Origin of the sequence: Pedobacter sp. BS3, assembly GCF_008274585.1 — a bacterium.
Classification (GTDB): Bacteria; Bacteroidota; Bacteroidia; order Sphingobacteriales; family Sphingobacteriaceae; genus Hufsiella_A.
Window position 1 is genome coordinate 701,836 of sequence record NZ_VTRT01000001.1, and the last position, 23,411, is coordinate 725,246.

The following is a 23,411-nucleotide window of genomic DNA, read 5'->3' on the forward strand; positions in this document are numbered from 1 at the left end:
TCATTCCTTTTTACAGTATTTGCGCTACTTAAGGAATGACGCAGGTAAATTATTTAGAATAGATCAAACCACTGTTCCGGTATCCGGCACCGGTTCCTTTGTACCAATCTGTAAATAATTGTCCGCCTGATTGCGCCCAATCCAGGAAATGCAAATAAGCATCTGCTATATTGTTACTTTCGGCAGGATATTGAAACGGTTCAACAAAGCTGATAGCCCACGGACGGTTATTTGCGGTAACATAATACCTGCCGCTGCCAGGATTGCTGTTATCCTGTTCGGTGCCAAACAAGCTGGTTTGTGCTTTGGCAGTAGGCGCAAATCCCGGTAAGTGCACTTCGTACCCTCTCCTCAGGTTACTTATCAGGAACGGATTAAAGGGAGCACTACCCAAGATAGAAGCAGGTTGCGGTGAGGTAAAGGTTAATTTTACCTGGATGGTATCGCTGTGAACATAAGGCTGTCCGTTTACAGTATTGATGTATGGAGACGAGCCGTTTCCGTTAAGCAATGCACTTTGATTGTCAAAAGGTATGATCACTGCATTGGATTGCCCGGCCTCTACACCATTGCCAGCCAGGCTGATGTATGAGCTGATCAGCTTTTGTCCGGTAACACTGCTTACAACACCTGATGAAAAAGGCAATTCAACCCCGAAGCCATTTTTATATGTTGCGCCCGAAGCCAGCAAGCTATATTCACCTACCAGGTCAACAACGTTATTGCTTGCACTACGTACAAATTTGTAGCGGTAACCTACCACCATATCGTTCAGATCATAGTCGCCGGTTTTAGGCCAAAGGTCTTCATAAACTAATGTGCCCCAGTTATTTTTAGATGGGAAATAAGAGGTATATGCCCGTGCAGGATCATTCGGGAACTCATCGCTGCCATCAGATACACCATCGCCATCGGTATCCACACCGTTTTCAAGCGATGGAAGATCATCCTGCGAAATAGCATCGGGAACACTTGAGGTTGCGTACAGAACAATATCGTTAAAATCCTGGTCGCAGGTTGGGCTTTCACGGTTATTATCTTCAAAGCCGATGAGCACCAGGTTATCCTTGGTATCTTTTAATACCACAGTGTGCCGGTTTAAGTTTTGTGAAACTTCGGGATTAAATACCGCATCAGAGTGATATTGAGTAACATTCGGGTTTACACCGCTACCGGTCCAACCGTTTGAGAATAACACAAATGCAATAGACGTTCCCGGCTGAAAGTTACCTAACTTGATCTTATCGCCCTGGTTCAGATAGCCACCAGAACCCGGCAACGAAGCGTTAGGGAACATATAATAGATCTTGGAAATGGCCGCTAAACTTTTAGGCGGATTGCCGGTTGGGTAGGTATAATAACCAATGGCATTCAGGTAGTCGGCGCCCTCGGTAACAAATGTAATATAGATGTCGGATTTTTTTGTTACATCTATGGTTGCCGGTGCGGCTTCCGAAAGATATGTTGGATGATGTACCCTGACATCCTGAAACTCAGGCAGCGAATTATTAATATACTGTAGTAATGATGCACTGATCACATCCTGTACAGGCTCACGATAGCTATCGGGCCGTCCGGAACCGTCAAAAGTACCCATGTACTCATAACTGTCTACCTTGGTTGTAAAACCTGAGGAGGTCAGCTTTTTGTTAGCCGTAGCATAGGCAACCACGTTACCGCTATAGCCGGTCTTTCCGCCAATAACACCGCTAACGGCATTATTAACAATGCTTACTTTTGCCTTTGAGATTAAGCCTACGTAGTTCGGTGAGACAATCAGCTCATCCAAATAAGCAGGAATATTTATAGTTCCTTTCAGGTAGCCTTCTTTATCGCTGGCAACTTTTAATAATTCATCTCCGTTATTAAGATGCTGTGGCGAGTAAATGCTGGCTACGGCTCCGGAAACAGGCTCGTCATTATTAGTTAAAAGCCGGATATTAATACTTACCGTTTTAGTGGTTGCATAATTAAAACCGTCGGGAGCTATTTTAGAATTTCCTATATTTTCGTTTGTATCACCATTTACAACTTCCTTTTTACAGGATGATAAGCCGATTAATACAGACAGGGCAAGCGTTAAAGGTAAACAGGTTCTCATTTTTTAAATTTTCAGCTTAAAGTTGATCTAACGCTCAACAAAAACAATATCTGTTCCAAATGGATATATTGGCTTTATAGCTGTATTCGGGGCCCGTAAGACCCCGGGTTGTGGAATAAAATACCCGTATCGGGGAATAAATGCTCGGATAGCAGTTATTTAGCTTTACCAAACACCGAAGACCGTATCTTGTGAAATATATTGGTGATCTTTTTCAGATAACGTCTACCTTCACCCAGCGGCTTGCTGTTTTGCCAGGGTGTTTTTTCAAGGTAACTATAAAACAGCTGGTAGTAGCGGGGATTATTGTTATATGTTTTATAAATAGGCTTACGTGATATAAAATGTATAATATAGGGGTCTTCCATATCCTCTGATGCAAAACAATTCCACAAGGGGTCAAGCGCTAACCAGCGGTTGGCCAAAACCACATTTAATCCATATTGGTCGGGGTAATTGGCTGATGCCTTATTAGCCTGAATAAGGGCTATTATCCGATTGGCTATATCATCTTCACGCCATTTGGAGAGATTGATCAGCAACAAACCTGTATTAAAATAAGGTGTTTGAGGTTGTAGGCCGAAATCACGATAGTTTTTAATGCCTCCCCAGGCGTTATCCACTGTTTTTATACGCGGATCGGGCACAGCGGCCAGGTAAAAATTGCTGATATCCAATTGCCAGAGGATACTTACATCGTGCAAAACAAGCATATCTACATCCAGGTAGAGTGCCTTTTCTAAACCGGCCGGTAAAAAATATGGGATAAATAACCGGGCGTAAATGTTAAGCGGATACGAGCTATGGTCTAACGGTAATTGTATACCCGGCGGCAGCGCATCGGTCATGCTCAGCCAGTTAATCTGTGTTTTTTCAGGATCTGTCAGCCCCTGGATTTTTTGCTTGTTATCAGGCGCCAGACCATCTTCAACAATATAAAGTATGATACGTTCATTGCCGGTGTGGTTTATTACTATTGACCGGATCAATGCAGCCAGCAAAACCACATAATGATCATCGCAAACCGTAACAATAACAATCTGATCTTTCAAAATACCGAACTGCAAGATTTATTTAAACGTATCAAAAATACATCAATTATCGGTTGTTATGGCATATTAAGAAATTTAAAGTACAAAGGTGGCCTCGTTGATGTGTCAAGAACGCATAACATGAGAAGCTGTATAACTAATCTCATTACTCCGGGTATAAGGTTTTATAATAAACGGTTATATCTGGTTAGTGCTAAAATAGAAAATAATATGCTGTAAATGAGTAGAATATACGATGTTTTAAAAAAATTAAAACATCACACAAATAACTGCGTTTATACTAATGACCGATGAAATATTGGTCGATTGTGATAAGGTTTAGGTTGAAGCGTCATGGTTTACCATGGCGCTTTGTTTATTTAACAGTGAAGGGAACTTCAACAACTGTCTGATCCCAGCCGATCACCATAACGGTTTTTCCTTCGTTATCCCTGAACGTGATAGATAATACCTCAATAGGCTTGGCTATATGAATAACAGGTACCGTTAAACGGGCAATATCCTGACCTTGATCATACGTAAAAGCGCCCCATCTGTCGGTATTTTTGTTAATGATGATAGTCCAGCTTTCCTTCTCGGGAATGGTGAACAGGCTGTAGGTTCCGGCCTTGATTCTGGTATTACCAAGCACTACAGGCTTATAAAATTTTATCTCGGTAGATTCGTTGGCCCCGGTGCGCCATACCTTGCCAAACTGCTCGAGCACACCAAAGATCTCACGCCCGTTTTTTTGCGGACGCGAATATATAACCCGTATTAGCGGGTCGATGTGCGGATTTTTGCTTTTAGGGGCATTAATGGGATAATACACAATATCTGCCGGACTTTTATCCATAGGGGCAAATTTGTAATCCTGTGCCCTGGCAGATAACACCAAAAACAGGATAGCACCTATTATCAAAACATGCTTTTTCATAGGAAGTATGTATTATTTATAAACCGTTATCGTCGTTATGTTTGGCAAGAACATTAGCGTAAAATCCGGCTGTAAGCAGTCCGAGGATGGCACCCAATACACAAAATAAAATAGATTGAGTAATTACCCAGGCGGTTAAAATACCAAATATAACAGCAAGGATGTAATACAATGAGTTGTTTTCTTTAGTTTCTGAATGATTTGACATGGCTGTAATTTTTTTCAAAAATAAAAATAATCTATAATAACCTGAGTTCTATTAATAATTCTGCTCAAAACAGGTTTAACAGAGATTATTCATTAGGGTTTTATGGTTTTCCAATGGCATTCATGAGCTCGCTTTGCTCGGTTATTCATTGTTTTTTTATGTTTTTAGTGGTATTCATGAGCTCACTGCGTTCGGTTATTCATTGATTTTTATGTTTCTCAATGGTATTCAACGAGTTACTTTCTTCATAAGAGTTCGATTTTAGATTTAAATATTTATTTACAAGGGCAGAAAAAAACTTATGCCCAGTATTTGTATAATGGATATAACTATTTAGCTGTCAATAAGAAAGAGAAGCACTAACGATTCATGATTTCGTTAAGAACTGTTTGCCATTTAGGATAATGTGCAGTTGTTTGTAATAAATTATTGGCAACCTGCTGCAAATGATCGTTAAAATACGAGGCCAGTAAAAGCACGGTTGTACCTTTACGCGGTTCAAAAAGCGCTCCTATCTCGTGACCGGCTTCGTTGTTTTTTGCCCGTGCAATATCAAATTTCACGGTAGTGTTCACATATTCCTGATGCGTTTTTTGTCCGTTTAGGTAAGGCAGAAGCCAATTGACAGATTTTTCTATTGAAGAACCGGTTGGTGATTGCCAGGTATAGTAGTTTACGCCTGTTGCCCGTTTCAAAACAATGGCCAGTTCAAGCAGCGGCTCTAAATCGTATACATGATAATGCAAGGCATCACGAAGCTTAAAATCTATACTTGAACCATCGGGATTCAGATTTCTTTCCAGCTGCGTTTTAAGTTCGTTTATGGTGTATTGCTGTAATTGCTCGTTATTTATTGCGTAAGCTATTTCGCCAATGATTTTTAACCGGTGTGAGTGCCAGTTATTATACGATGTTGAGCGTTTGGGACTATTGTATTTGCTGGTGATCTCGGTTTCGGCGGTTTTCTTCAGCCATCCGCTTATCAGGGTAATATCATCAGCGTTAAGCTTTTCTTTTATTAGATCATAGGCTTCAATGGCATCGTCAAGATTGGTGTCGTCAATCGGGTCGCCATTAGGTGTATTATGAGCTGCCCAGGCCTTTAAATAATCAATCGCTTTTTCAAGATACCTGTTATCATTGCTTACGCGATAGGTGAGCGCCAGTGCATACATTTTGGGCATGTCCTTTAATGCTGCGGCTGTTGCCGTCTTCTTGGGATGTCCTTTTAACAAACCTTCGGTACGTATGGTATCGATGGGATTCGGTGTCTCGAATAATGCCTGCTCTGCCGTATGCTGAATAGATGCATACAGCTTTTTTACCTGAACATCAGTCTTAATCAGCGATTTTAACTGTTGCAATTCCTGCGGGTTTAAGCTAACATATTGTGCCTTTGTTGTAAATGCCAACAGCAAAATCGTCAGCAGCAGAAGTATGCGGGTAGTCATTAATAAGGTTTGAAAAGTATAAAATTGGTGTTATGAATTTCTGTTAGTTCAGCCGGTAAGGTGCAATCAGGTGAAATTCGGGAATGTTAACCTCAAACGTTTCATTATCAACCAGGCGTTTCATTTGGTAAGTTCCTTTCATGTTGCCCATATCCGATTTGAGGTTACAGCCCGATACATACACGTGATTATCTCCGGGTTCAATAACCGGTTGCTGGCCAACCACACCTTCGCCATCCACCTCACGCCGGCTGCCGTTTGAATCAAAAATAAACCAGTGCCTGCGCATAAGCTGCACCGTGTAATCACTTAGATTCTCAATTTTTATCTTATAGGCAAACATAAAATGCTCACTCTCCGGATTAGAATATTCCGGCTGATATAACGTCTCTACCGATACTTTTACGCCTTCTGTAATTTGTGCAATCATAACAGCTAATTCATAAAAATAATACTCCTGGTGGCATATTCCAAAAATCAAGCCAGTTTCTGACAAATATTTTACCAGCTAAACATTTTTAACGTTTCGGGCAATAAAATATTTTTCTGAAAAGCGCATTGAAAATACTAAATATTTTAGTATTTTTGTGTATGCCATTTGAAGAGAATCAGGAATATTTTAAGGGCCGTGGAGCACAGGTAAATACGCATAACCGGTTTATTAAAAACCGCTATGTTACCGAACATATTGAAGGGTTAGACGAGGTTTTGCTCGAAAATACCGCTACACAACTCATAGAGGAACATCCGAAAAAGATTGTCAGCATATCCAACAGCCCGGATTTGCCGTTTATGCATTCCATTAATCCTTACCAGGGATGCGAGCATGGCTGTTTGTACTGCTACGCCCGCAATTCGCACGAGTACTGGGGCTTTAGCGCCGGGCTTGATTTTGAGCGGAAAATAATTGTAAAGCGTAACGCTGCCGCCCTGCTCGAAAATTTTTTTAATAAGCCGGGATATAAGCCTGCGCCCATTATGCTTTCGGGAAATACCGATTGCTACCAACCCATTGAGCGAAAGCTGAAAATAACGCGTTCGCTGCTGGAAGTATTTTTAAAATACCGGCATCCGGTTAGCATCATCAGTAAAAATAACCTGGTTGTACGCGATATGGATATTTTACAGGAGCTTGCCAGCTTGAATTTAGTACACGTTACGGTAACTATTAACTCGCTCAATGAAAGCTTGCGGCAAAAAATGGAGCCCCGAACGGTTACGGCATACAGCAGGCTGATGGTAATCAATAAGCTGGCTTCCGCAAACATACCGGTACGGTTAATGATGGCGCCTATTGTTCCGGGCCTGAACAGCGATGAAATACCAACACTCATTAAGGCTGCTGCCGATGAAGGTATATCGGCCGCTATTTTCACCATTGTAAGGCTTAATGGCGCCATTGCCGAAATTTTTAGCGATTGGGTACATAAAGCCTATCCCGACAGGGCAGATAAAGTGCTGCACATGATAGCCGCCTGCCACGGAGGCAAGCTGAATGACAGCCGTTTTGGCAAACGCATGCGTGGCGAAGGAGCTGTTGCAGAGAGTATTCACCAGCTTTTTAAAATATCGGTAAACCGGTTTTTGAAAGGCCGCAGCCTGCCGCCGCTTCATTTTGAGCACTTTACACCCTTAGGCGGAAAGCAACTGGGTTTATTTTAGGACATGGTTAAATTTCATGGAATAATGTTTTTATTGCTGCTGGTGGAGGACACCAGCCCCGCAGGAAGCCATGGACGGTGAAGACGCCGTCCATTCACAACTACCACACATAAAATTAAACGTGTCCTTATAAAGGAAGATCTTTTATAACGGAAGCAACATAGAACTAATTGGAACTGAGTTCAATTGATCCTGCCTATGATGAAAGCAACGGCGCCATTATCCCGGGCGCCGTTAAGGATCAGACGACGGTTAGAACAGGCTACCTGCGGCAGGAAGTCCAACTTATAACTCGCACAAACCTTTTAATGGCTTTAACGTTTTACAACTTGTCCCTTAACAACAGGTTTAGTAACATTGCATCTTTAAACACACGGTTTGAGCCCCAAAGCCAAAAAACTTATAAGCATTGGTATAAAAGCAGTCATCCTGGTACTGGCTTTTGTGTTTATTTACCGGCGGCTCACCCATAATCAGAACCTCAGTAATTTTAACCATCTGCTTAAAAATCTGCCGGTTATCAATGTTCAGCTGGTATTGATCAGTGTATTTGCGTTAATGTTGCTGAACTGGTTCCTTGAAGCGCTCAAATGGAAATTCCTGGTAAAGACCATTGAGCCTATCAGCTTATGGAAAGCTATAGAATCTGTTTTCTGCGGACTTACCTGGGCTATATTTACGCCAAACCGTATCGGCGAATTTGGCGGACGCGTATTTTTCCTGTCTCCGCGGAAGCGTATTTTTGGCGTTATCGCTATGGCTGTAGGCGCCTGGGGACAAATGGTTATCACAAACGTTCTGGGCTCGCTGGCCATTATCTGGTTTATTTACCGGTTTGTGCCGCTTGACGACTGGCTGTTTAACATCATCGCCTTTGTAGGCATTGTATTCTGCCTGTTTTTCCTGATCTTCTATTTTAATATCCGTTGGTTAAAAAGTCTGATAGGAAGCGTCGGTTTCCTGAAACGTTTTGATAAGTTCCTGGCCATTCTCTCCCGTTACCGGCGGCGTGATCTGCTAAAGGTATTTTCGTATTGTGTGCTGCGTTTTGCCGTTTTTACATCGCAATATTACCTGGTTATTCATCTGCTGGTTCCGGCATTACCTGTTTTTGAGATGGTGATGATGATCCTTATCCTGTTTTTTATTCAGTCTGCTTTACCTTCCTTAGATTTGCTCGATGTAGGGGTACGCAGCATGACGGCAACTTATTTTTTCAGTTATATTACCAACCAGGATATCGCCATTATGGCCGCAGCGGCCTGTATATGGCTGGTAAACCTGATCATTCCGGCAATTTTAGGCTCTGTATTTGTTTTAAAACTTAACTTTTTTGGCACTAACCGTAATTAGCATCTTATCGGCAATATTAACCGCAGGCTATGTACTTGTTGTAGTATCATTTCTGCGGGGCTGGCTGAATATCTCTTATTTTAAGCCGGTAACTTTTATTCCTTTAACCCGTGTGAGCGTGCTTATTGCGGCACGTAACGAGGCGGCAGGCATTCAACATACTATTGAAGATATCCTGAACCAGGATTATCCGCGGGAGTTAGTAGAAATTATTGTGGTTGATGATCACTCTACCGATAATACGGCAGAAATAATACGATCGTATGCCGGTAAGGGGGTTACTTTACTAAAATTAAATGAAAGCGAGCCCTTAAATTCCTATAAGAAAAAGGCTATTACCGAGGCTATCCATATTTCTACCGGCGAATTGCTGATCACCACCGATGCCGATTGCCGCATGAGCAAAAAATGGCTCAGTACCATTGTTAGCTATTATCAAATACACCGGCCAAAGCTGATATCATCGCCGGTGGCTTACTTTAAGGAGCAAAATCTGTTTGAGCAACTGCAAACGCTGGAATTTGCTTATCTGATAGGCCTGGGTGCATCAACCATTGGCAATAAAATGCCCTCAACCTGCAACGGCGCAAACCTGGCTTATCGCCGCGATGTATTTTTTGAGCTAAACGGATTCAGGGGCATTGATGACCTTGCTTCGGGCGACGACGAGCTTTTTTTACATAAGGTAGCCTCTAAATATCCGCATGGGGTTGGTTTCTGTAAATCGGCCGATGCCATTGTTTATACCTATGCCAAGCCTAATCTGAAAGAGTTTATCCGGCAGCGCCGTCGCTGGGCATCAAAAAGTACACGCTATAAAAACAAGGGCGTTGTGGTGCTGGGCGTGCTGATCTGGCTGTTCAATGTGCTGATCTTGTTAAACGGGGTACTGGGACTTTTCAATGCCGGTTACTGGTGCATCGCTGCAGGAACATTAGCAGTCAAATTTTTGGTAGAATTGCTGTTCCTGATCCCGGTGATGGCTTTTATGAGGCGCTTATCATTGTTAGGATATCTGCCATTATTAACCGTAATTCACATTTTTTATTTTATTTATATCGGTTTAGCCGGAAATTCAGGCAAATATTACTGGAAAGGCCGGATGGTGCGTTAATAAAAATTTCATCTATGCAATTTCTATGTATCTATGTGGTTATAGATCTTTCGAGGATGGGAGCCTATTATGACACGATTCCTTAGTGAGTTACACTTAGTTTTAAATTTCCACCTAATCCTTGCCTGATAATCCTCATTAAGGTTGAAAGCCGGATATCACTTGCGTTATTTTCAATTCGGGAAATATAGGTCTTGGTTGTTCCACATTTTTCAGCAAGCTGTTCCTGCGTTAAACCTTGCTCCTTTCTTAGCTCCTGAATTATAACACCAAGTTTAAAAGCCTCAAATTCTTCCTCGTATTGCACTCTGCTCTCAGTCCCTCTCTTTCCGTATTGCTCATCCAGATGAGCGGTAAACGAAGTTAACTTTTTATTTTCCAGTACTTTGCTCATTGAAATATTGTTACTGTCGCTATTAGCTGTAAAGTCCAGTTGAATTTTCTCTTTACTTCTGGTTTTAAAGTTTCAAAGAAATCAAGACAATAGTTTTCGTAATAGAAGATTCCTCGAATAAATTTTATAGCATTTTTTACAGGATATAAAATAGAAACCCAAAAGCTACATCATTGCCCTTTAGCCTTTACACCCCCGTCTTGTCTCTTACATCTTGTCTCCTGTCTCTAAATACGCTACATATCAAACAAATGCTTTTCCGCATGATAAGAAGAGCGTACCAGCGGGCCACTTTCTACATACCTGAATCCCATCTTCAAACCGGCTTCTTTGTAAAAGGCAAACTGGTCGGGATGAATCCAGTCAATAACCGGGTGATGGCTTTTTGTAGGTTGCAGATATTGCCCCAGGGTAAGAATATGCACTCCGGCATCGGCCAAGTCCTGCATGGTTTCCAGCACGTCGGCTTCGGTTTCGCCAAGGCCAAGCATAATGCCTGATTTAGTGCGTAAGCCAAATTCAGAGATCCGCCTTAGCGCTTCCAGGCTGCGGTCGTATTTTGCCTGTATGCGTACTTCGCGGGTAAGTCGCTTAACTGTTTCAATATTATGCGATACCACTTCAGGACGCTCCTCGCATACCCGATACAAATTATCCCAGATACCTTTAAAATCAGGAATGAGCGTTTCCATGGTAGTTCCGGGGCTTTGCCGGCGAACCGCTTTGATAGTTTCGGCCCAGATAATGGAACCTCCGTCTTTCAGGTCGTCGCGGTCAACAGAAGTAATAACGGCATGTTTAACGTTCATTAAGCGGATAGAAGTTGCCACACGTTCAGGTTCATCTGTATCTACCGCCAGCGGCCTGCCGGTTGCTACAGCACAAAAAGAGCACGACCGGGTGCAGATATTTCCCAAAATCATAAACGTTGCGGTACCAGCTCCCCAGCATTCGCCCATATTCGGGCAGTTTCCGCTCTCGCAAATGGTATGCAGCTTATGCTCGTCAACCAGACTGCGTACATGGGCGTACTCTTTACCCACAGGCAACTTTACCCGAAGCCAATCCGGACGCCGTTGTGCCTGGTTTGCAGGAATAACCGGTAATTCTATCATAGCTGCAAAGTTAACTATTTAAACAGCAGATGTAAGCTATTGATAAACAGTTTTTGACATTTACATTATTTGCCGGAAGCATAAGGTGCTTTTTTAAAAATGAAGTTCCGCTGATAGATAAAACCTTACCTTTGCAGACATGATGCCCGGGCTTTACAATCCTTTCCGCGATTTCAGCTTTAACGATTCCACCTGCTTTTTAAGCGGAGCCAAATCCGGTAAGCTGGAAAAAGCAACCGTTTTTCCGCAATGGATCCTGGATGAATTTCAGCTTGCCGATAAGCCCTTCAAGCTACTGGATGAAAGTATCATTACTTACCAGGATATACACGTTCCCTGTTCGCCGGACACCCTGGCGGCTATACAAAAGCTGGATGCCGAAATACAACAAGCCTTTACCTCCGGCTTTACCGCAGTAGAACAGTTGGATGATGAACGCCTATTTCTGTGGATAGCCAAAATGGTATATGGTATCATCTATCACGAAATACGGGTTGGCATACGCCAGCAGGCGCTCAGCGGTGAATCAATGAATTTTTCGCAGTCACTGGTGCACAAACTCGGGAACCTGCACCTCATGCTCCAGGCGCTTATTCAGCCTGTTGTATTTGACGAGCCTAAACCCTGGAGCATTCAGAAATTCCCAATAAGCTCGGTAGAGAAACAATTCAGCTACCGCGACGAGGTAAATACGCTTATTTTCTCTCTACGGATGAATGATTTCGGACTTATTTGCTGCCTGCAGGATATGGGCGTTAACCAGCGTTATCACAAAACCATACTGGATACCATTGGTAAACAAGCCCTTCATCCCATACAGTTTGAAGAAGTTTGCGCCCGGTTTTTTTACTCGGCATACCTGTTAAACCGTTTACCGGAGTTTACCGTACTACCCACATCCGAAGCTGTTTTTATTGAACCCATGCCCTTGCAGGGAATGAGCGCCAAGCCTATTTTTGATACCTGGGATGTTAAAACTTACGGACAAGTGCTCGAAAACTTCTGGAAGCCCTGGGGTTACCTTCTGTTTGAAATCATAAAAAACCCGGATAAACCCATGAGTTTTTTAACCGATGAAACAGGTGCTTTCATACCGGCAGAACAGATAATCCCGCCAACTCCATTAGATTCCTAACTGAGCCAATTCATTTATAGTCACACTGAGCTCGCCGAAGCGGCTAAGCTACAATGAACCACATGCCCGGAACGCCCACAACAAACTACCCTCGCTGATGTTCTCATCAGCCGACGACAATTTGAAATGCACTTCGTTAGTAAAGTATAATCGGTAGCCTAATCCTTAAAATGGTAAATCATCCGCTTCCTGGCTAAAATCAGGTAGCGCCTGGTCTTCCTGCCGTGCCGCTGTATTGCCATTATTTCCATTGCCGTTTTCAAAGTCGCTTTTGCGGCCCAGCATGGTAAAGTTTTCAGCAACAATTTCGGTAGTATATTTTTTATGACCTTCCTTATCTTCAAACGAACGGGTTCTCAGCTTACCCTCGATATAAACCAGTTTGCCTTTCTGTAAATACTTGGCAGCAACATCTGCCAAACCCCGCCACATAACAATATTATGCCATTCGGTTTGTTCAATTTTACGTCCGTCTTTATTAAATGTTTCTGATGTTGCTAAAGGAAAACTGGCTACAGTAACCCCGCCTTCCAGGTGTCTCACTTCGGGGTCTTTGCCCAAATGCCCCACTAATATTACTTTGTTAATCCCTGACATAAATAATTTGGTTAATTTGAACTCAATTTAGAAAAGTTTTTCAAGAAACCAAAAATTAATTTAGGTTGTGCTAGTTCTTCTAATTGCTTAAAACTAACGTACTTCCAGCGGTTTGATTGCAGGAAACCCTCACTAAATGTGCCGAGTTCAATAAAACGGGTTATCAGTTTCTGATGGCTCAATATATGCTTAACCGGTGGACTGATCTTCTCAATGCTTACCTCGCCAAAGGCGGCTTTAAATTCGGGAAGATTGACAAGGTCGTGTACAGTAAGCTCCGTTTCTGTTTCAAACAACGGAAATTCATGCAGATTCTGCCAGATATCGTTAGGGCCACGCCTATGGATTACTATTTCGTCATTCTTTACAGCTACGATATAGTTAAAATACCGCGTCCTTATTTTTTGCGTCTTTAGTTTTACAGGCAGCTGCTCTGTCTGCTTATGAGTAAAAGCATAACAGGTGAGCCGCAAGGGGCAGGTTTCGCATAACGGATTTTTGGGCCGGCATTGTAAAGATCCGAATTCCATAGCGGCCTGGTTGTACAATCCCGGTCGTTCTTTATCAATCAGCTTATTAGCCAGTTCGGTAAACAATTTTTTCCCTTTAGTAGAATTAATGGGTTCTGTAATGCCAAAATATCGCGAAAGCAGCCGGAATACATTGCCATCAACTACGGCTTGCGCTTCGTTACCTGCAAAAGAGGCTATAGCTGCCGCTGTATATTCTCCAATACCCTTTAACGTGACCAGTTGCCGGTACGAACGTGGAAATTCGCCATCGAACTGTTCCATCACCTGGCGTGCAGCCTTGTGCATATTGCGTCCGCGGGAATAATAGCCCAGCCCCTGCCATAGTTTTAAGATATCATCTTCAGCGGCATTGGCAAAATCGGCAACGGTAGGATACGCCTCACGAAACTTATAGAAATACGGCATGCCCTGCTCTACACGAGTTTGCTGTAAAATGATCTCAGACAGCCAGATAATATAGGCGTCGGTTGTATCCCGCCAGGGCAGATCACGTTTATGTACCAGATACCAGCTAATAATTTCGTGGGCAAAATCCATCGTGAAAATCAATTTTTTAAGGGCAATAAGCCTGCAAAAATACCTTACTTATTGTTTTATAGCGAGTTGATGTAAAAAAACCTGATTTTTATTTTACCAATTCAATTTAAAGCGATACTTTTGCATCCCCAAATCACGGATTTATTTACATAACATAATTAACAAACAGACATGACTAAGGCGGAAATTATTACAGAGATCTCAAGCAAAACAGGCATTGAGAAGGTTGATGTACAGGAGGCTGTAGAAGCATTTTTCAAGGTAGTTAAAACATCGATGATCAATGGCGAAAACGTATATGTAAGAGGTTTTGGAAGTTTTGTTGTTAAAAAAAGAGCCAAAAAAACAGCACGTAATATTTCCAAGAACACGGCAATTATCATCCCTGAGCATTTTGTACCCAGCTTTAAACCGGCAAAAGTATTTGTTGAAAAGGTTAAAACCGGCAACAAACAAAAAGCACTGGCTTAATCTCTCCTATTCCGGTTAAATTTCAATCATGTTAAATACCAAACAAATAACAGTAATAGCCTCGGTAGTGGTACTAATGGCATTACTGTTATCTTTAGATATTAAAGGTTTGGTAAAGCCTAAAGATCAGCAGGCTACGCGTGATCAGGCGCAAACGGGCGCTGCTACAGCATCTACGTTAACCATAGCAAACGTTTCAGAAACAGCTAAGCAAGGTCTTAACGCTAATCTGGCACAACAAATTACAGCACTCGAGAACCGGTTACAATCAGCTTCCGATGCTGAAAAAACCGGTATTGAAAAGCAGCTGGCCCGGCAATGGGAAGACGTAAACCAGCCAGCTCCGGCAGCTTTTTATTATGCGGCTGTAGCCGAAAAAGAAAGTAATTATGCTAACTGGCTTAAGGCTGGCGATACATTTACCGAAGCTTACCAGGATACGCAGGATACAGTGGCCCAGCCAGAACTGGTACAAAAAGCAATTAACGCGTACCAAAAGGCGTTATCATTTAATGATAAAAGCCTTGATGCCCGTACCGGACTCGGGTCGGCTTATGTAAGCGGCACGGCTAACCCGATGCAGGGAATACAACTTTTGCTTGAAGTTGTAAAAGAAGATCCCGAAAATGTTAAGGCGAACATGAATCTGGGGTTATTCTCTATGCGTTCAGGACAATTTGACAAAGCTGTTAACCGCTTTAAAACAGTTATTAAACATCAGCCCAGCCCCGAATCCTGGTTTTACCTGGCTTCAAGCTACGAGAATCTGGGTATGAAAAAAGAGGCTATTGACGCCTATGAACAAAGTAAGGGACTGGCAGCAGATCCCGGCTTGTCTCAATTTATTGACAAGAAAGTAAAAGAATTAAAATAAGTAATTAAAAACATTTAAAATTTAAAAGCTATGCCAAGCGGAAAGAAAAGAAAAAGACATAAAATGGCTACTCACAAACGTAAAAAACGTTTAAGAAAGAATCGCCACAAGAAAAAATAAGCAACAGTGTATGTAGTATAGGCTAAAGCACAAGGCTTATGCCTATACTTGTTACCAATAACCTCCCGCCATAATGATAAGGCGCCTGGAGGTTATTGTGTTGTACTTCACTTAGTGTCAGGTCAATTATAAACTGTCGTATTAATTTGTTTTAATATTGTTGAGTTTCAACACATTAACTGCTTTTATTTTTGACTTTTCACTTTTGACTTAATTTAGTGTTAATCGGCACGTTTCTGTGCCTTAAATTGAGTAGCTGTTGGTAAAGGAATTAATCATCGATTCAACCCCTAATGGGGTTACTATAGCTTTACTGCAAGACAAGCAACTCGTAGAACTTAACACAGAGCACATTAACAACAATTATGCTGTTGGTGATATTTACCTCGGTAAAATCAAAAAGATTATGCCCGGGTTAAATGCTGCTTTTGTTGATGTAGGATATGAGAAAGATGCTTTTTTGCATTATCTTGACCTGGGTCCCCAGGTGCAGTCGCTGATAAAGCTAACCAGGATAGTAAAAAACGGCAGTTATAAAGATAAACTGCTGAATAATTTTAAGCTGGAAGAAGATATTAATAAGGCCGGCAAAATATCTGAAGTGCTGAGCCGGAACATGCTCCTGCCTGTTCAGATAGCTAAGGAGCCTATTTCTACCAAAGGCCCCCGCTTAAGCTCTGATCTTTCTATTGCAGGACGCTTTGTAGTATTAGTGCCATTTTCAGAAGCTATCTCCATATCTAAAAAGATACGGAGCAATACCGAGCGCACCCGCCTGAAAAAGATCGTAGAAAGTATAAAACCAAAGAATTTTGGCGTTATTATCCGTACAGTTTCGGAAGGTATGGGCGTTGCCGAGTTACAAAAAGACCTGCTTGACCTGATAGCCAAATGGGAAACCTTTAGCCGCAAGTTGGCAGTAACTGAGCCTTCTAAAAAGATACTGGGCGAAATGGGACGTACGTCGACCATTTTACGCGATATTTTAAATCCCGATTTCAGTAATATTTACGTGAATGATCCCGCTATTTATGCCGAGATTAAATCATATATCCATGAGATATCGCCCGAGCATGAAAGCATCATTAAACAGTACAAAGGGAAGGAGCCCATCTTTGAGCACTACGGCGTAGAGAAGCAGATCAAAGCTTCGTTCGGTAAAACGGTGAACCTGGCCGGAGGCGCTTACCTGGTAATAGAGCATACGGAAGCGCTGCACGTAATTGATGTAAATAGCGGAAACCGCACAGCCAATCCCGAAAACCAGGAAGAAAATGCCTTACAGGTAAACAAAGAAGCGGCCCGCGAAATTGCCCGCCAGTTACGCTTACGCGATATGGGCGGCATTGTGGTGATTGATTTTATTGATATGCATAAGCCGCAAAACCGTAAGGAATTATTTGACTACCTGAAAGGGCAAATGCAGCTTGACAGGGCCAAGCATACCATTTTGCCTCCAAGTAAGTTTGGGCTGGTACAAATTACGCGGCAGCGGGTACGGCCGGAAATGAACATTGTGACTACCGAAGCCTGTCCGGCTTGTGGAGGAACAGGTCAGATCAAAGCCAGCATTGTGCTGATGGACGATATTGAAAATAATATCAATTATATTCTGTGCGAGCAGAACGAAAAGCACATCACCCTGAATGTACATCCATACATTGAAGCCTATATTAAGAAAGGATTGTTTTCACGTCAGTGGCATTGGTTTTTTAAGTATGGCAAATGGATCAAAGTGAAAGGGATATCTTCATTCTACCTTACTGAATTTCATTTTTTGAACGCTAAGGAAGAAGAGATCAAATTATAAAGATTTTTATAGGGCTCAATGGTGATAAACCGTCAACTCTGAAGTCTTAACGCAAAACGGCTGTTAAATTAACGGCCGTTTTGTGTTTTTATATAATTACAGCACAAACGCAAACTTGTCCTAAAGCTCGTCTCTCGCACATCTAATATCTCATAGCTATTCTTATCCTGTATAGCTAAAAATCTGTGTCCCGGGTTGTTTTTCCCACAGCCGGGCATCAAGGGCCATACAAATATTCCGCAGAAAGCGTTTTCCGGTATCGGTAACCCATAATGTGCACTGTTGCCGGTCAAGTACAACTAATCCATCTTCTTCCAGGGCATGCATACGCTCTAACCCTTGCAGCAATGCGGGACAAGCGGTAATGTCAATATCCGTCCAGGATGTTTGTCCTTTACACATGATATTAAGAACATGACCGCGGATCATCCGGTCTTCGGCAGAAAGCAGGTGACCTTTAAAAACCGGGAAGATATTTTTATCAATAAGGTCTATATATTCTTCAACCTGCTTTACATTCTGGGCAAAGGCAAACGAGGTATCGCTTATAGACGATACGCCCAATGCCAGCATTAATTGTGTGTACTGGTGCGTGTAGCCCATAAAATTACGGTGCAGTGTGCCGGCCTGCGCAGCCTGGTACAAGCTGTCGCTAAGTAAAGCAAAATGATCCATGCCTATTTCCTCATATCCGGATGTGGTAAATACACTGCGCCCCAGCTCATAGAGCTGCCTTTTTACCGCGGGCGAGGGCAGATCCTGTTCAGTAAAGCGGCGTTGTCCCGGTTTTATCCAGGGCACATGAGCATAACTGTAAAAGGCAATTCGATCTGGCATTAAGCCGGATACCTTTTCTAAGGTGTCTTCCATTCCGTTAAGCGTTTGCAATGGCAAACCGTAGATCAAATCGTAATTTACAGAAGAATATCCCGTGGTACGGGCATGCTCTGTAACCCGTTTTACCTGCTCATAGCTTTGCATGCGGTTAATGATGAATTGCACTTTAGGATCAAAATCCTGTATACCCAGGCTCAGTCTTCTGAAACCCAGCTGGTATAGTGTTTCCAGGTGCGTTAGGGTAGTATTGGCCGGATGTGCCTCAAAGCTGAACTCAGCATCCGGATGCACGGTTGCCCGGTTTAGTATGCCTTCAATCAGTAATTGCAGGTTTTGCGGGCTGAAGAATGTGGGCGTTCCGCCGCCCAGGTGTATCTCCTTGATCCGGGGTACGTCATCCAGTACGGTACAATACATATTCCATTCTTTGAGAACAGCTTGTATGTAAGGTTCTTCCACCCGGTGATTTTTTGTTATCCGGGTATTGCATCCGCAATAGGTGCACAGGTTCTCGCAAAACGGTAAGTGGATATACAGGCTGATGCCATCGCGGAGATTGCTTTGGCTGAAAGATGCCTGTACCGATTGTAGCCAGTTTTCGGTGCTGAAAGAATTAGTATTCCAATAGGGTACGGTAGGATAGCTGGTATAGCGTGGCGCCGCAACGTGGTATTTATTAATAAGATGTTGAATATCCATTGTACTGATAACAAGAGTAATTACCTGGGTGCGACGACATGCCTTGCAACACCTTGCCAGTTGTCCAGGTTTTCTATGATCCGGAAAGCAATAGCTTGTAAATATTCCCGGTCTGCAAGTATTCCGTTGTTTGAAACCGGTATATGAGTAAAAGCAATATTTTGTTGTTTTAAGATGTTGTGGTTATTATTATTTGCGTTTGCCGAGCACGTGATCAGGCATTTTACCCCCAGTTGTGCCAGCTTTTTAATAACCTCGTCCGAAATATCACTATCATTAAAAACAATAACGGCATCTTTACCATCTGCATAAGTAATTGTTTCATTCCCTAATGCGTTGGCTATCAGTGTAATGTCATGCTTCTTCTGGTTGGCTTTCGCCAGCAATTCCTTTTCAAAATTAGTGATGCTGTACGCAACTGCTTTCATACCTGATAATGATTTCTACAAAGCTATTACGCAATGCTATTTTTTATAGTGAGACACGTCAGCATGAAATGTGATCGTTATCAGATTTTCTCCGGATGTTTACAGTCATCTTTGAGTATGACACGGATCATTTTGGGCAGCAGGCTATATACCGACCTTTGAGTACGAATGTTAGGTCAATACACTTAAAATAAGACACTTTATCCTGCCGGATATGACACTAATAAAAATGAACTTGTAAAAATTATAAATACATGTTTATGACAAAGAAAGTACAACTAAAAATGAAGAAAATACTTACTACTGGCTTTGCTGCCGGTATCATATTGTTTGTGATCAGTTATGGAATACTGTACCTGGCCATTAAATTTTTCCCGGAATTTTTTGTGGCTTACAATAATCCGCTGTTCAATTCGGATGGTAGCAGGGATGTGCTGTTTTACCTGCACGCTTTCATTATAAGCCTGGCGCTTGCCTGGTTCTGGGACAGGTTTAAACGCCTGTTTCACGGAACGTTTATTGTCCGCGGAATTGAATTTGGCTTCGTATATGCTATTATTGCTTTACTGCCGGTTATGTGGATCACTTTTAGCGCTCTGGATATTACCGTTTCTATGGTAGTAAGCTGGTTTGTGTATGGTTTTCTGCAAGCTGTTATAGCGGGAATGATCTTCGCAAGAATCAATCCTTGATGATTTCCTGAATACAGGTACATTTGCGAGAATATTATCATCAAAAAATGCGGGAATGGAAACTAAAAGCTGGCAAGAGATAAAGATAATGTTTACGGAAAAAAAGGAACTGTAAGACGGGATGAACTTGAAAGACATTTTGAATCGTTTAAAATAGGATTACTGTTAAAAAAAGCCCGTGAAAAAAAACATTTGACCCAGTCTGAACTTGCTGAACTTATTGACAAAAAGCGTGAATATATTTCTCGGGTAGAAAATAACGGAAGTAACTTAACATTAAAAACGTTATTTGATATTGTTGAAAAAGGATTGGGCGGAAAAGTAAAGATCTCTATTGAAGTTTAATAAACTGTCTGTAGCTGTTGTCTTAACCAACTTCAGAAATGTGCTCCAAAACATCTCACGATAGCCTGCCACACATACTCCGGTACGGGCAATACAAGCAATTATCTTCAATTTCAGTTTGCCTGAACGGGATTTCCGGGTTGAAGATTTCTTCCAGCTTTTCCCGAAGCTTCTCTTTGAACTCCTGTTTAACGTTTTGCAATTGCTCTGCCTCAAGAATCACCTTAGAGCGGTTCTCTGAGAAATGGAATAGTGTGCCCTCATTCCGTATTTTGCGAATGATGTACAGATTAGGTTCTACCGCCCTGGTACCTTTTACCTGTTCATAGATGTACGTGTAAAATAAGGTTTGAACCAGCGCCTTATTCTGGTCTTCGGTATCGGACTTGAATATATCTTCCAGATTGGTGTATTTCAGCTCATCACGACCGGTTTTGTAATCTACAATGCGGACAACACCATTTCTACGGTCTACCCGGTCAATTATACCCAGCAAATTCACGCGGACTTCCTTGCCTTGTACCGTAATTGGAAATGATAGCGTATAATCGGTTTTATTTTCAAGCTCCAGTATGGTGAAGGGCGCCTGCTGTTCATCGTGGTCTAAAATAACGCCGGCATATTGTTCTACAATGGCTAAAATAACCTGCTGCATGCCGTTGTAGTGCTCCAAAACCTGCTGTTGTTTAAACAGCACTTCGGCAAAGGCTTCTTTACAAAGCTGTGGAATAACCTTACGATATGCAGCGATGCGCTCTGCGGTTATCTCAGGACTTTCGCTCATTAACGCTGCGTAAAATTTTTCCAGAACCAGGTGCAGGATAGAGCCAATCTGGTTGGCTTCCATGTTTTCGGTCAACTCTTCCGGTTCTTTAATGCCCGCAACGTGCTTATAAAAGAACTGCATAGGGCAGTTCATGTAAGTGGTAAAGGCTGTAGCCGATAATTTCTTAGCGAAAAGGTCGCCATCGTCCAGATAACGGTTTAGCTGCGCCAGGACTTCGCCTTGCTTGGGTATTTCGAAGTGCTCATGCGTTTGAGATGCGATGGTTTGAGCATGTTCCACATATCTGAAGCTGAAATTACTTTCATATTCCAACTGTTTTAAAAACCGCGTCGGCTCACCGGAATTAGTTTCATCAGTTTGACTGTTGTACACCACATGTACCCCTTCCGAGCGCTGTAACAAACGGTAAAACATATAGGCGGAAACGGCATCCTGATTTTCAGGCACGGGTAATCCGTAAGCCCGGCGTATACTATCGGGAATAAAACTGCGTGGCGAAGCGGTCTTTGGCAATACGCCCTCGTTTGCTCCCAGGATATATACCTGCTCAAAATCCAGACTCCGGCTTTCGAGCAAACCCATAACCTGTATGCCTTGTAACGGTTCGCCGTTTAAGGGAACGGAAATACCGGCGAGGGCTTTGCGTATCAGCGTCAACGCAAATGATACAGAAAGACGGGGGGCGTATTCTGATAGTGCATCGTGTAAACGATTCAGCTCTTTCAGCATCGCTGCGAACAAGTCGGTATCGGTTTGTTTTAATTCATGCTGCTCAAGCAAGTGCCGAAGTACCTGCTGCAATAACGAATCCAGAAAAGCTATCGTTTCCTGCCCGGTTACCGGTCTCCTGAAAAAATTGTTCGCTGTTGCATCAATGGAAGCCAATAAATCCACGGGAACTTCTACGAATTGCTCCTGTACTATTTTTTGTTGCAGTTGGGTGCGCTTTTCGCTGTCAATAATAATCAGCGGATGTGAGAGGAAAGCCTCGGCGTGATGGTGGTATACGGTATCTTTATTGTCAGAAATAAATTCTTCCTGTACGGTTAACCATAAATCGGTCAGGCCGAAAACCGGCGAAGCCGCCAGCGGATATCCCATGGTAACATTGAGCTTGATTTCTTCATCCGTACCCGGAAATGTTTTCGGAATGGTTTGCAGCACAGGCATCAGCAGGGTTTCATCCGCCAGGATAATAGCTATTTTGGCGGCATCACCACTTTGTTGTAATAACGGATATTGCTTGCTTAACGCGGCATCCAGTATTTTAGCCTGGGCAGTTTGTCCCTGTGTTTTATAAACAGTAATAGTTTTCGATTGGTCGGATATGAAGCTCCGGCTGTTATCTAACACGTTAGGTAAATCTGCCTGCTGAATGTTTCGGCGCAGAAATAAACCGGCTTCCTGCAAAGGGTCATCCAGGTAATAGGTATCGGTATCAAAATAGAACAAGGCTTTTCCGTCAGTATTCCAGCGTTTAAACACGGTGGTTTCGGCTTTGCTCAAGGCATTAAATCCCACAAAAACCAATTTGCTGAAAACATCCGTAAAACCGGGGTTATTATGCAATTGCATAGCCAGTTCACGATAAACGTTACCTATTGTGGTGTAGCCCTTTTGCTTCAATGCCAGGTGAAAGGCTTTATACAATTTGGGCATTCGCCGCCACATCCTGATAAAGTTTTGCTGCTGAATGAGCCGTTTTTCTACCGAAAAGGTTGACCAGAATTGTTGCAGGAACTGCTGTTGCTCGGCTGTTAAGAACTGGAACTGATGCTGGATAACGGCAATATCCTCCAGCTCTGAAAAGAGCTGCTCCGCATTGACCAAATCACTGTCTATTTGTGCAAAATCGCTTAAAATGGTTTGCGACAAAGCATAAAATACCTCTATGCTGATGGGATTTTCGCCCTCCTGCCCTAATATGTTGCAATATTCCTCGTACAGTGTAAAGAACTGCGTGAAGTTATCGGCAATTTGCAGGGTGGTTGAAAGGGCGAAAAACTCCTGTACAGTGAAGAATGAAGGGCTCCAGAATGGCTTCCCGATAGCTTTGGCCAGGTATTGCTGCAGGTATAGCACCGGCCGTTTATTGTTGAAAACAATAGCGCAATCTTTCAGGTCATTACCCAAACGGGCTACCAGGCTTTCGGCTACTTCATCTAAAAAGGCTTTCATAG

21 protein-coding genes and 1 pseudogene are annotated in these 23,411 nt (G+C 42.5%); 9 read left to right on the top strand and 13 right to left on the bottom strand.

What is annotated here, in order from left to right:
- Nucleotides 1–49: 49 nt before the first annotated feature.
- The 6 genes from FW774_RS03045 to apaG form a co-directional block, all read right to left on the bottom strand.
- Entirely contained in the window at nt 50–2,101 is a 2,052-nt protein-coding gene (locus FW774_RS03045) for an LruC domain-containing protein (RefSeq protein WP_149346671.1), read from the bottom strand.
- A gap of 155 nt (nt 2,102–2,256) precedes the next feature.
- Complete coding sequence (locus tag FW774_RS03050; RefSeq protein ID WP_242457687.1) at nt 2,257–3,153, bottom strand: glycosyltransferase family 8 protein; 897 nt, start codon at nt 3,151–3,153, stop codon at nt 2,257–2,259.
- Nucleotides 3,154–3,508: 355 nt separating this feature from the next.
- Complete coding sequence (locus FW774_RS03055; protein WP_149346672.1) at nt 3,509–4,069, bottom strand: DUF2911 domain-containing protein; 561 nt, start codon at nt 4,067–4,069, stop codon at nt 3,509–3,511.
- A 16-nt stretch (nt 4,070–4,085) separates the two neighbouring features.
- On the bottom strand, nt 4,086–4,277 hold the full coding sequence (locus FW774_RS03060; RefSeq protein WP_149346673.1) for a hypothetical protein: 192 nt from the start codon (nt 4,275–4,277) through the stop codon (nt 4,086–4,088).
- Nucleotides 4,278–4,636: 359 nt separating this feature from the next.
- Nucleotides 4,637–5,728 (bottom strand): alginate lyase family protein, encoded by a 1,092-nt coding sequence (locus tag FW774_RS03065; RefSeq protein ID WP_149346674.1) that lies wholly within the window; start codon nt 5,726–5,728, stop codon nt 4,637–4,639.
- Between the two features lie 43 nt (nt 5,729–5,771).
- On the bottom strand, nt 5,772–6,158 hold the full coding sequence (gene apaG / locus FW774_RS03070) for a Co2+/Mg2+ efflux protein ApaG (RefSeq protein WP_149346675.1): 387 nt from the start codon (nt 6,156–6,158) through the stop codon (nt 5,772–5,774).
- Nucleotides 6,159–6,319: 161 nt separating this feature from the next.
- Between apaG and FW774_RS03075 the strand changes: the two genes are divergently transcribed.
- From FW774_RS03075 to FW774_RS03085, 3 genes are all read left to right on the top strand, one after another.
- A complete protein-coding gene (locus FW774_RS03075; RefSeq protein ID WP_149346676.1) occupies nt 6,320–7,390 on the top strand; it encodes a PA0069 family radical SAM protein in 1,071 nt (356 codons plus the stop codon).
- A gap of 378 nt (nt 7,391–7,768) precedes the next feature.
- Nucleotides 7,769–8,743 (top strand): lysylphosphatidylglycerol synthase domain-containing protein, encoded by a 975-nt coding sequence (locus tag FW774_RS03080; RefSeq protein ID WP_149346677.1) that lies wholly within the window; start codon nt 7,769–7,771, stop codon nt 8,741–8,743.
- Entirely contained in the window at nt 8,724–9,857 is a 1,134-nt protein-coding gene (locus FW774_RS03085) for a glycosyltransferase family 2 protein (RefSeq protein WP_242457688.1), read from the top strand. The genes FW774_RS03080 and FW774_RS03085 overlap by 20 nt, the downstream gene beginning before the upstream one ends.
- 82 nt (nt 9,858–9,939) lie before the next feature.
- On the opposite strand, the gene FW774_RS03090 is transcribed toward FW774_RS03085, so the two are convergent.
- Complete coding sequence (locus FW774_RS03090; RefSeq protein ID WP_149346678.1) at nt 9,940–10,251, bottom strand: helix-turn-helix domain-containing protein; 312 nt, start codon at nt 10,249–10,251, stop codon at nt 9,940–9,942.
- Between the two features lie 236 nt (nt 10,252–10,487).
- Nucleotides 10,488–11,366 carry a lipoyl synthase gene (lipA, locus tag FW774_RS03100; RefSeq protein ID WP_149346679.1) on the bottom strand — a complete coding sequence of 293 codons (879 nt, stop codon included), beginning with the start codon at nt 11,364–11,366 and terminating at the stop codon, nt 10,488–10,490.
- 139 nt (nt 11,367–11,505) lie between these two features.
- Between lipA and FW774_RS03105 the strand changes: the two genes are divergently transcribed.
- The gene (locus FW774_RS03105) at nt 11,506–12,501 is read left to right on the top strand and encodes a hypothetical protein (RefSeq protein ID WP_149346680.1); all 996 of its coding nucleotides are present in this window, start codon (nt 11,506–11,508) and stop codon (nt 12,499–12,501) included.
- Nucleotides 12,502–12,666: 165 nt separating this feature from the next.
- Here the strand turns inward: FW774_RS03105 and FW774_RS03110 are convergent, their stop codons facing one another.
- Both FW774_RS03110 and mutY read right to left on the bottom strand, forming a co-directional pair.
- Nucleotides 12,667–13,098 (bottom strand): single-stranded DNA-binding protein, encoded by a 432-nt coding sequence (locus FW774_RS03110; protein ID WP_149346681.1) that lies wholly within the window; start codon nt 13,096–13,098, stop codon nt 12,667–12,669.
- Between the two features lie 11 nt (nt 13,099–13,109).
- A complete protein-coding gene (gene mutY / locus FW774_RS03115; RefSeq protein WP_149346682.1) occupies nt 13,110–14,168 on the bottom strand; it encodes an A/G-specific adenine glycosylase in 1,059 nt (352 codons plus the stop codon).
- 171 nt (nt 14,169–14,339) lie between these two features.
- Between mutY and FW774_RS03120 the strand changes: the two genes are divergently transcribed.
- From FW774_RS03120 to FW774_RS03130, 3 genes are all read left to right on the top strand, one after another.
- Nucleotides 14,340–14,639, top strand: coding sequence for an HU family DNA-binding protein (locus FW774_RS03120; protein ID WP_149346683.1), 300 nt, complete (start codon nt 14,340–14,342; stop codon nt 14,637–14,639).
- 28 nt (nt 14,640–14,667) lie between these two features.
- A complete protein-coding gene (locus FW774_RS03125; protein ID WP_149346684.1) occupies nt 14,668–15,513 on the top strand; it encodes a tetratricopeptide repeat protein in 846 nt (281 codons plus the stop codon).
- A 379-nt stretch (nt 15,514–15,892) separates the two neighbouring features.
- On the top strand, nt 15,893–17,443 hold the full coding sequence (locus FW774_RS03130; protein ID WP_149346685.1) for a ribonuclease E/G: 1,551 nt from the start codon (nt 15,893–15,895) through the stop codon (nt 17,441–17,443).
- A gap of 162 nt (nt 17,444–17,605) precedes the next feature.
- Here FW774_RS03130 and hemN read toward each other — a convergent pair whose 3' ends face one another.
- Together hemN and FW774_RS03140 are read right to left on the bottom strand one after the other, a co-directional pair.
- Nucleotides 17,606–18,979 (bottom strand): oxygen-independent coproporphyrinogen III oxidase, encoded by a 1,374-nt coding sequence (gene hemN, locus FW774_RS03135; RefSeq protein ID WP_149346686.1) that lies wholly within the window; start codon nt 18,977–18,979, stop codon nt 17,606–17,608.
- Between the two features lie 20 nt (nt 18,980–18,999).
- Nucleotides 19,000–19,407 (bottom strand): lactate dehydrogenase, encoded by a 408-nt coding sequence (locus tag FW774_RS03140; protein WP_149346687.1) that lies wholly within the window; start codon nt 19,405–19,407, stop codon nt 19,000–19,002.
- A gap of 260 nt (nt 19,408–19,667) precedes the next feature.
- On the opposite strand from FW774_RS03140, the gene FW774_RS03145 reads away from it, so the two are divergent.
- Nucleotides 19,668–20,099, top strand: coding sequence for a hypothetical protein (locus FW774_RS03145; RefSeq protein WP_242457689.1), 432 nt, complete (start codon nt 19,668–19,670; stop codon nt 20,097–20,099).
- A 55-nt stretch (nt 20,100–20,154) separates the two neighbouring features.
- A pseudogene (locus FW774_RS03150) lies at nt 20,155–20,444 on the top strand (helix-turn-helix domain-containing protein).
- A 55-nt stretch (nt 20,445–20,499) separates the two neighbouring features.
- Here FW774_RS03150 and FW774_RS03155 read toward each other — a convergent pair.
- Nucleotides 20,500–23,409: a PD-(D/E)XK nuclease family protein gene (locus FW774_RS03155; RefSeq protein WP_149346688.1), complete on the bottom strand. Its 2,910-nt coding sequence runs from the start codon at nt 23,407–23,409 to the stop codon at nt 20,500–20,502.
- Nucleotides 23,410–23,411 lie beyond the last annotated feature (2 nt).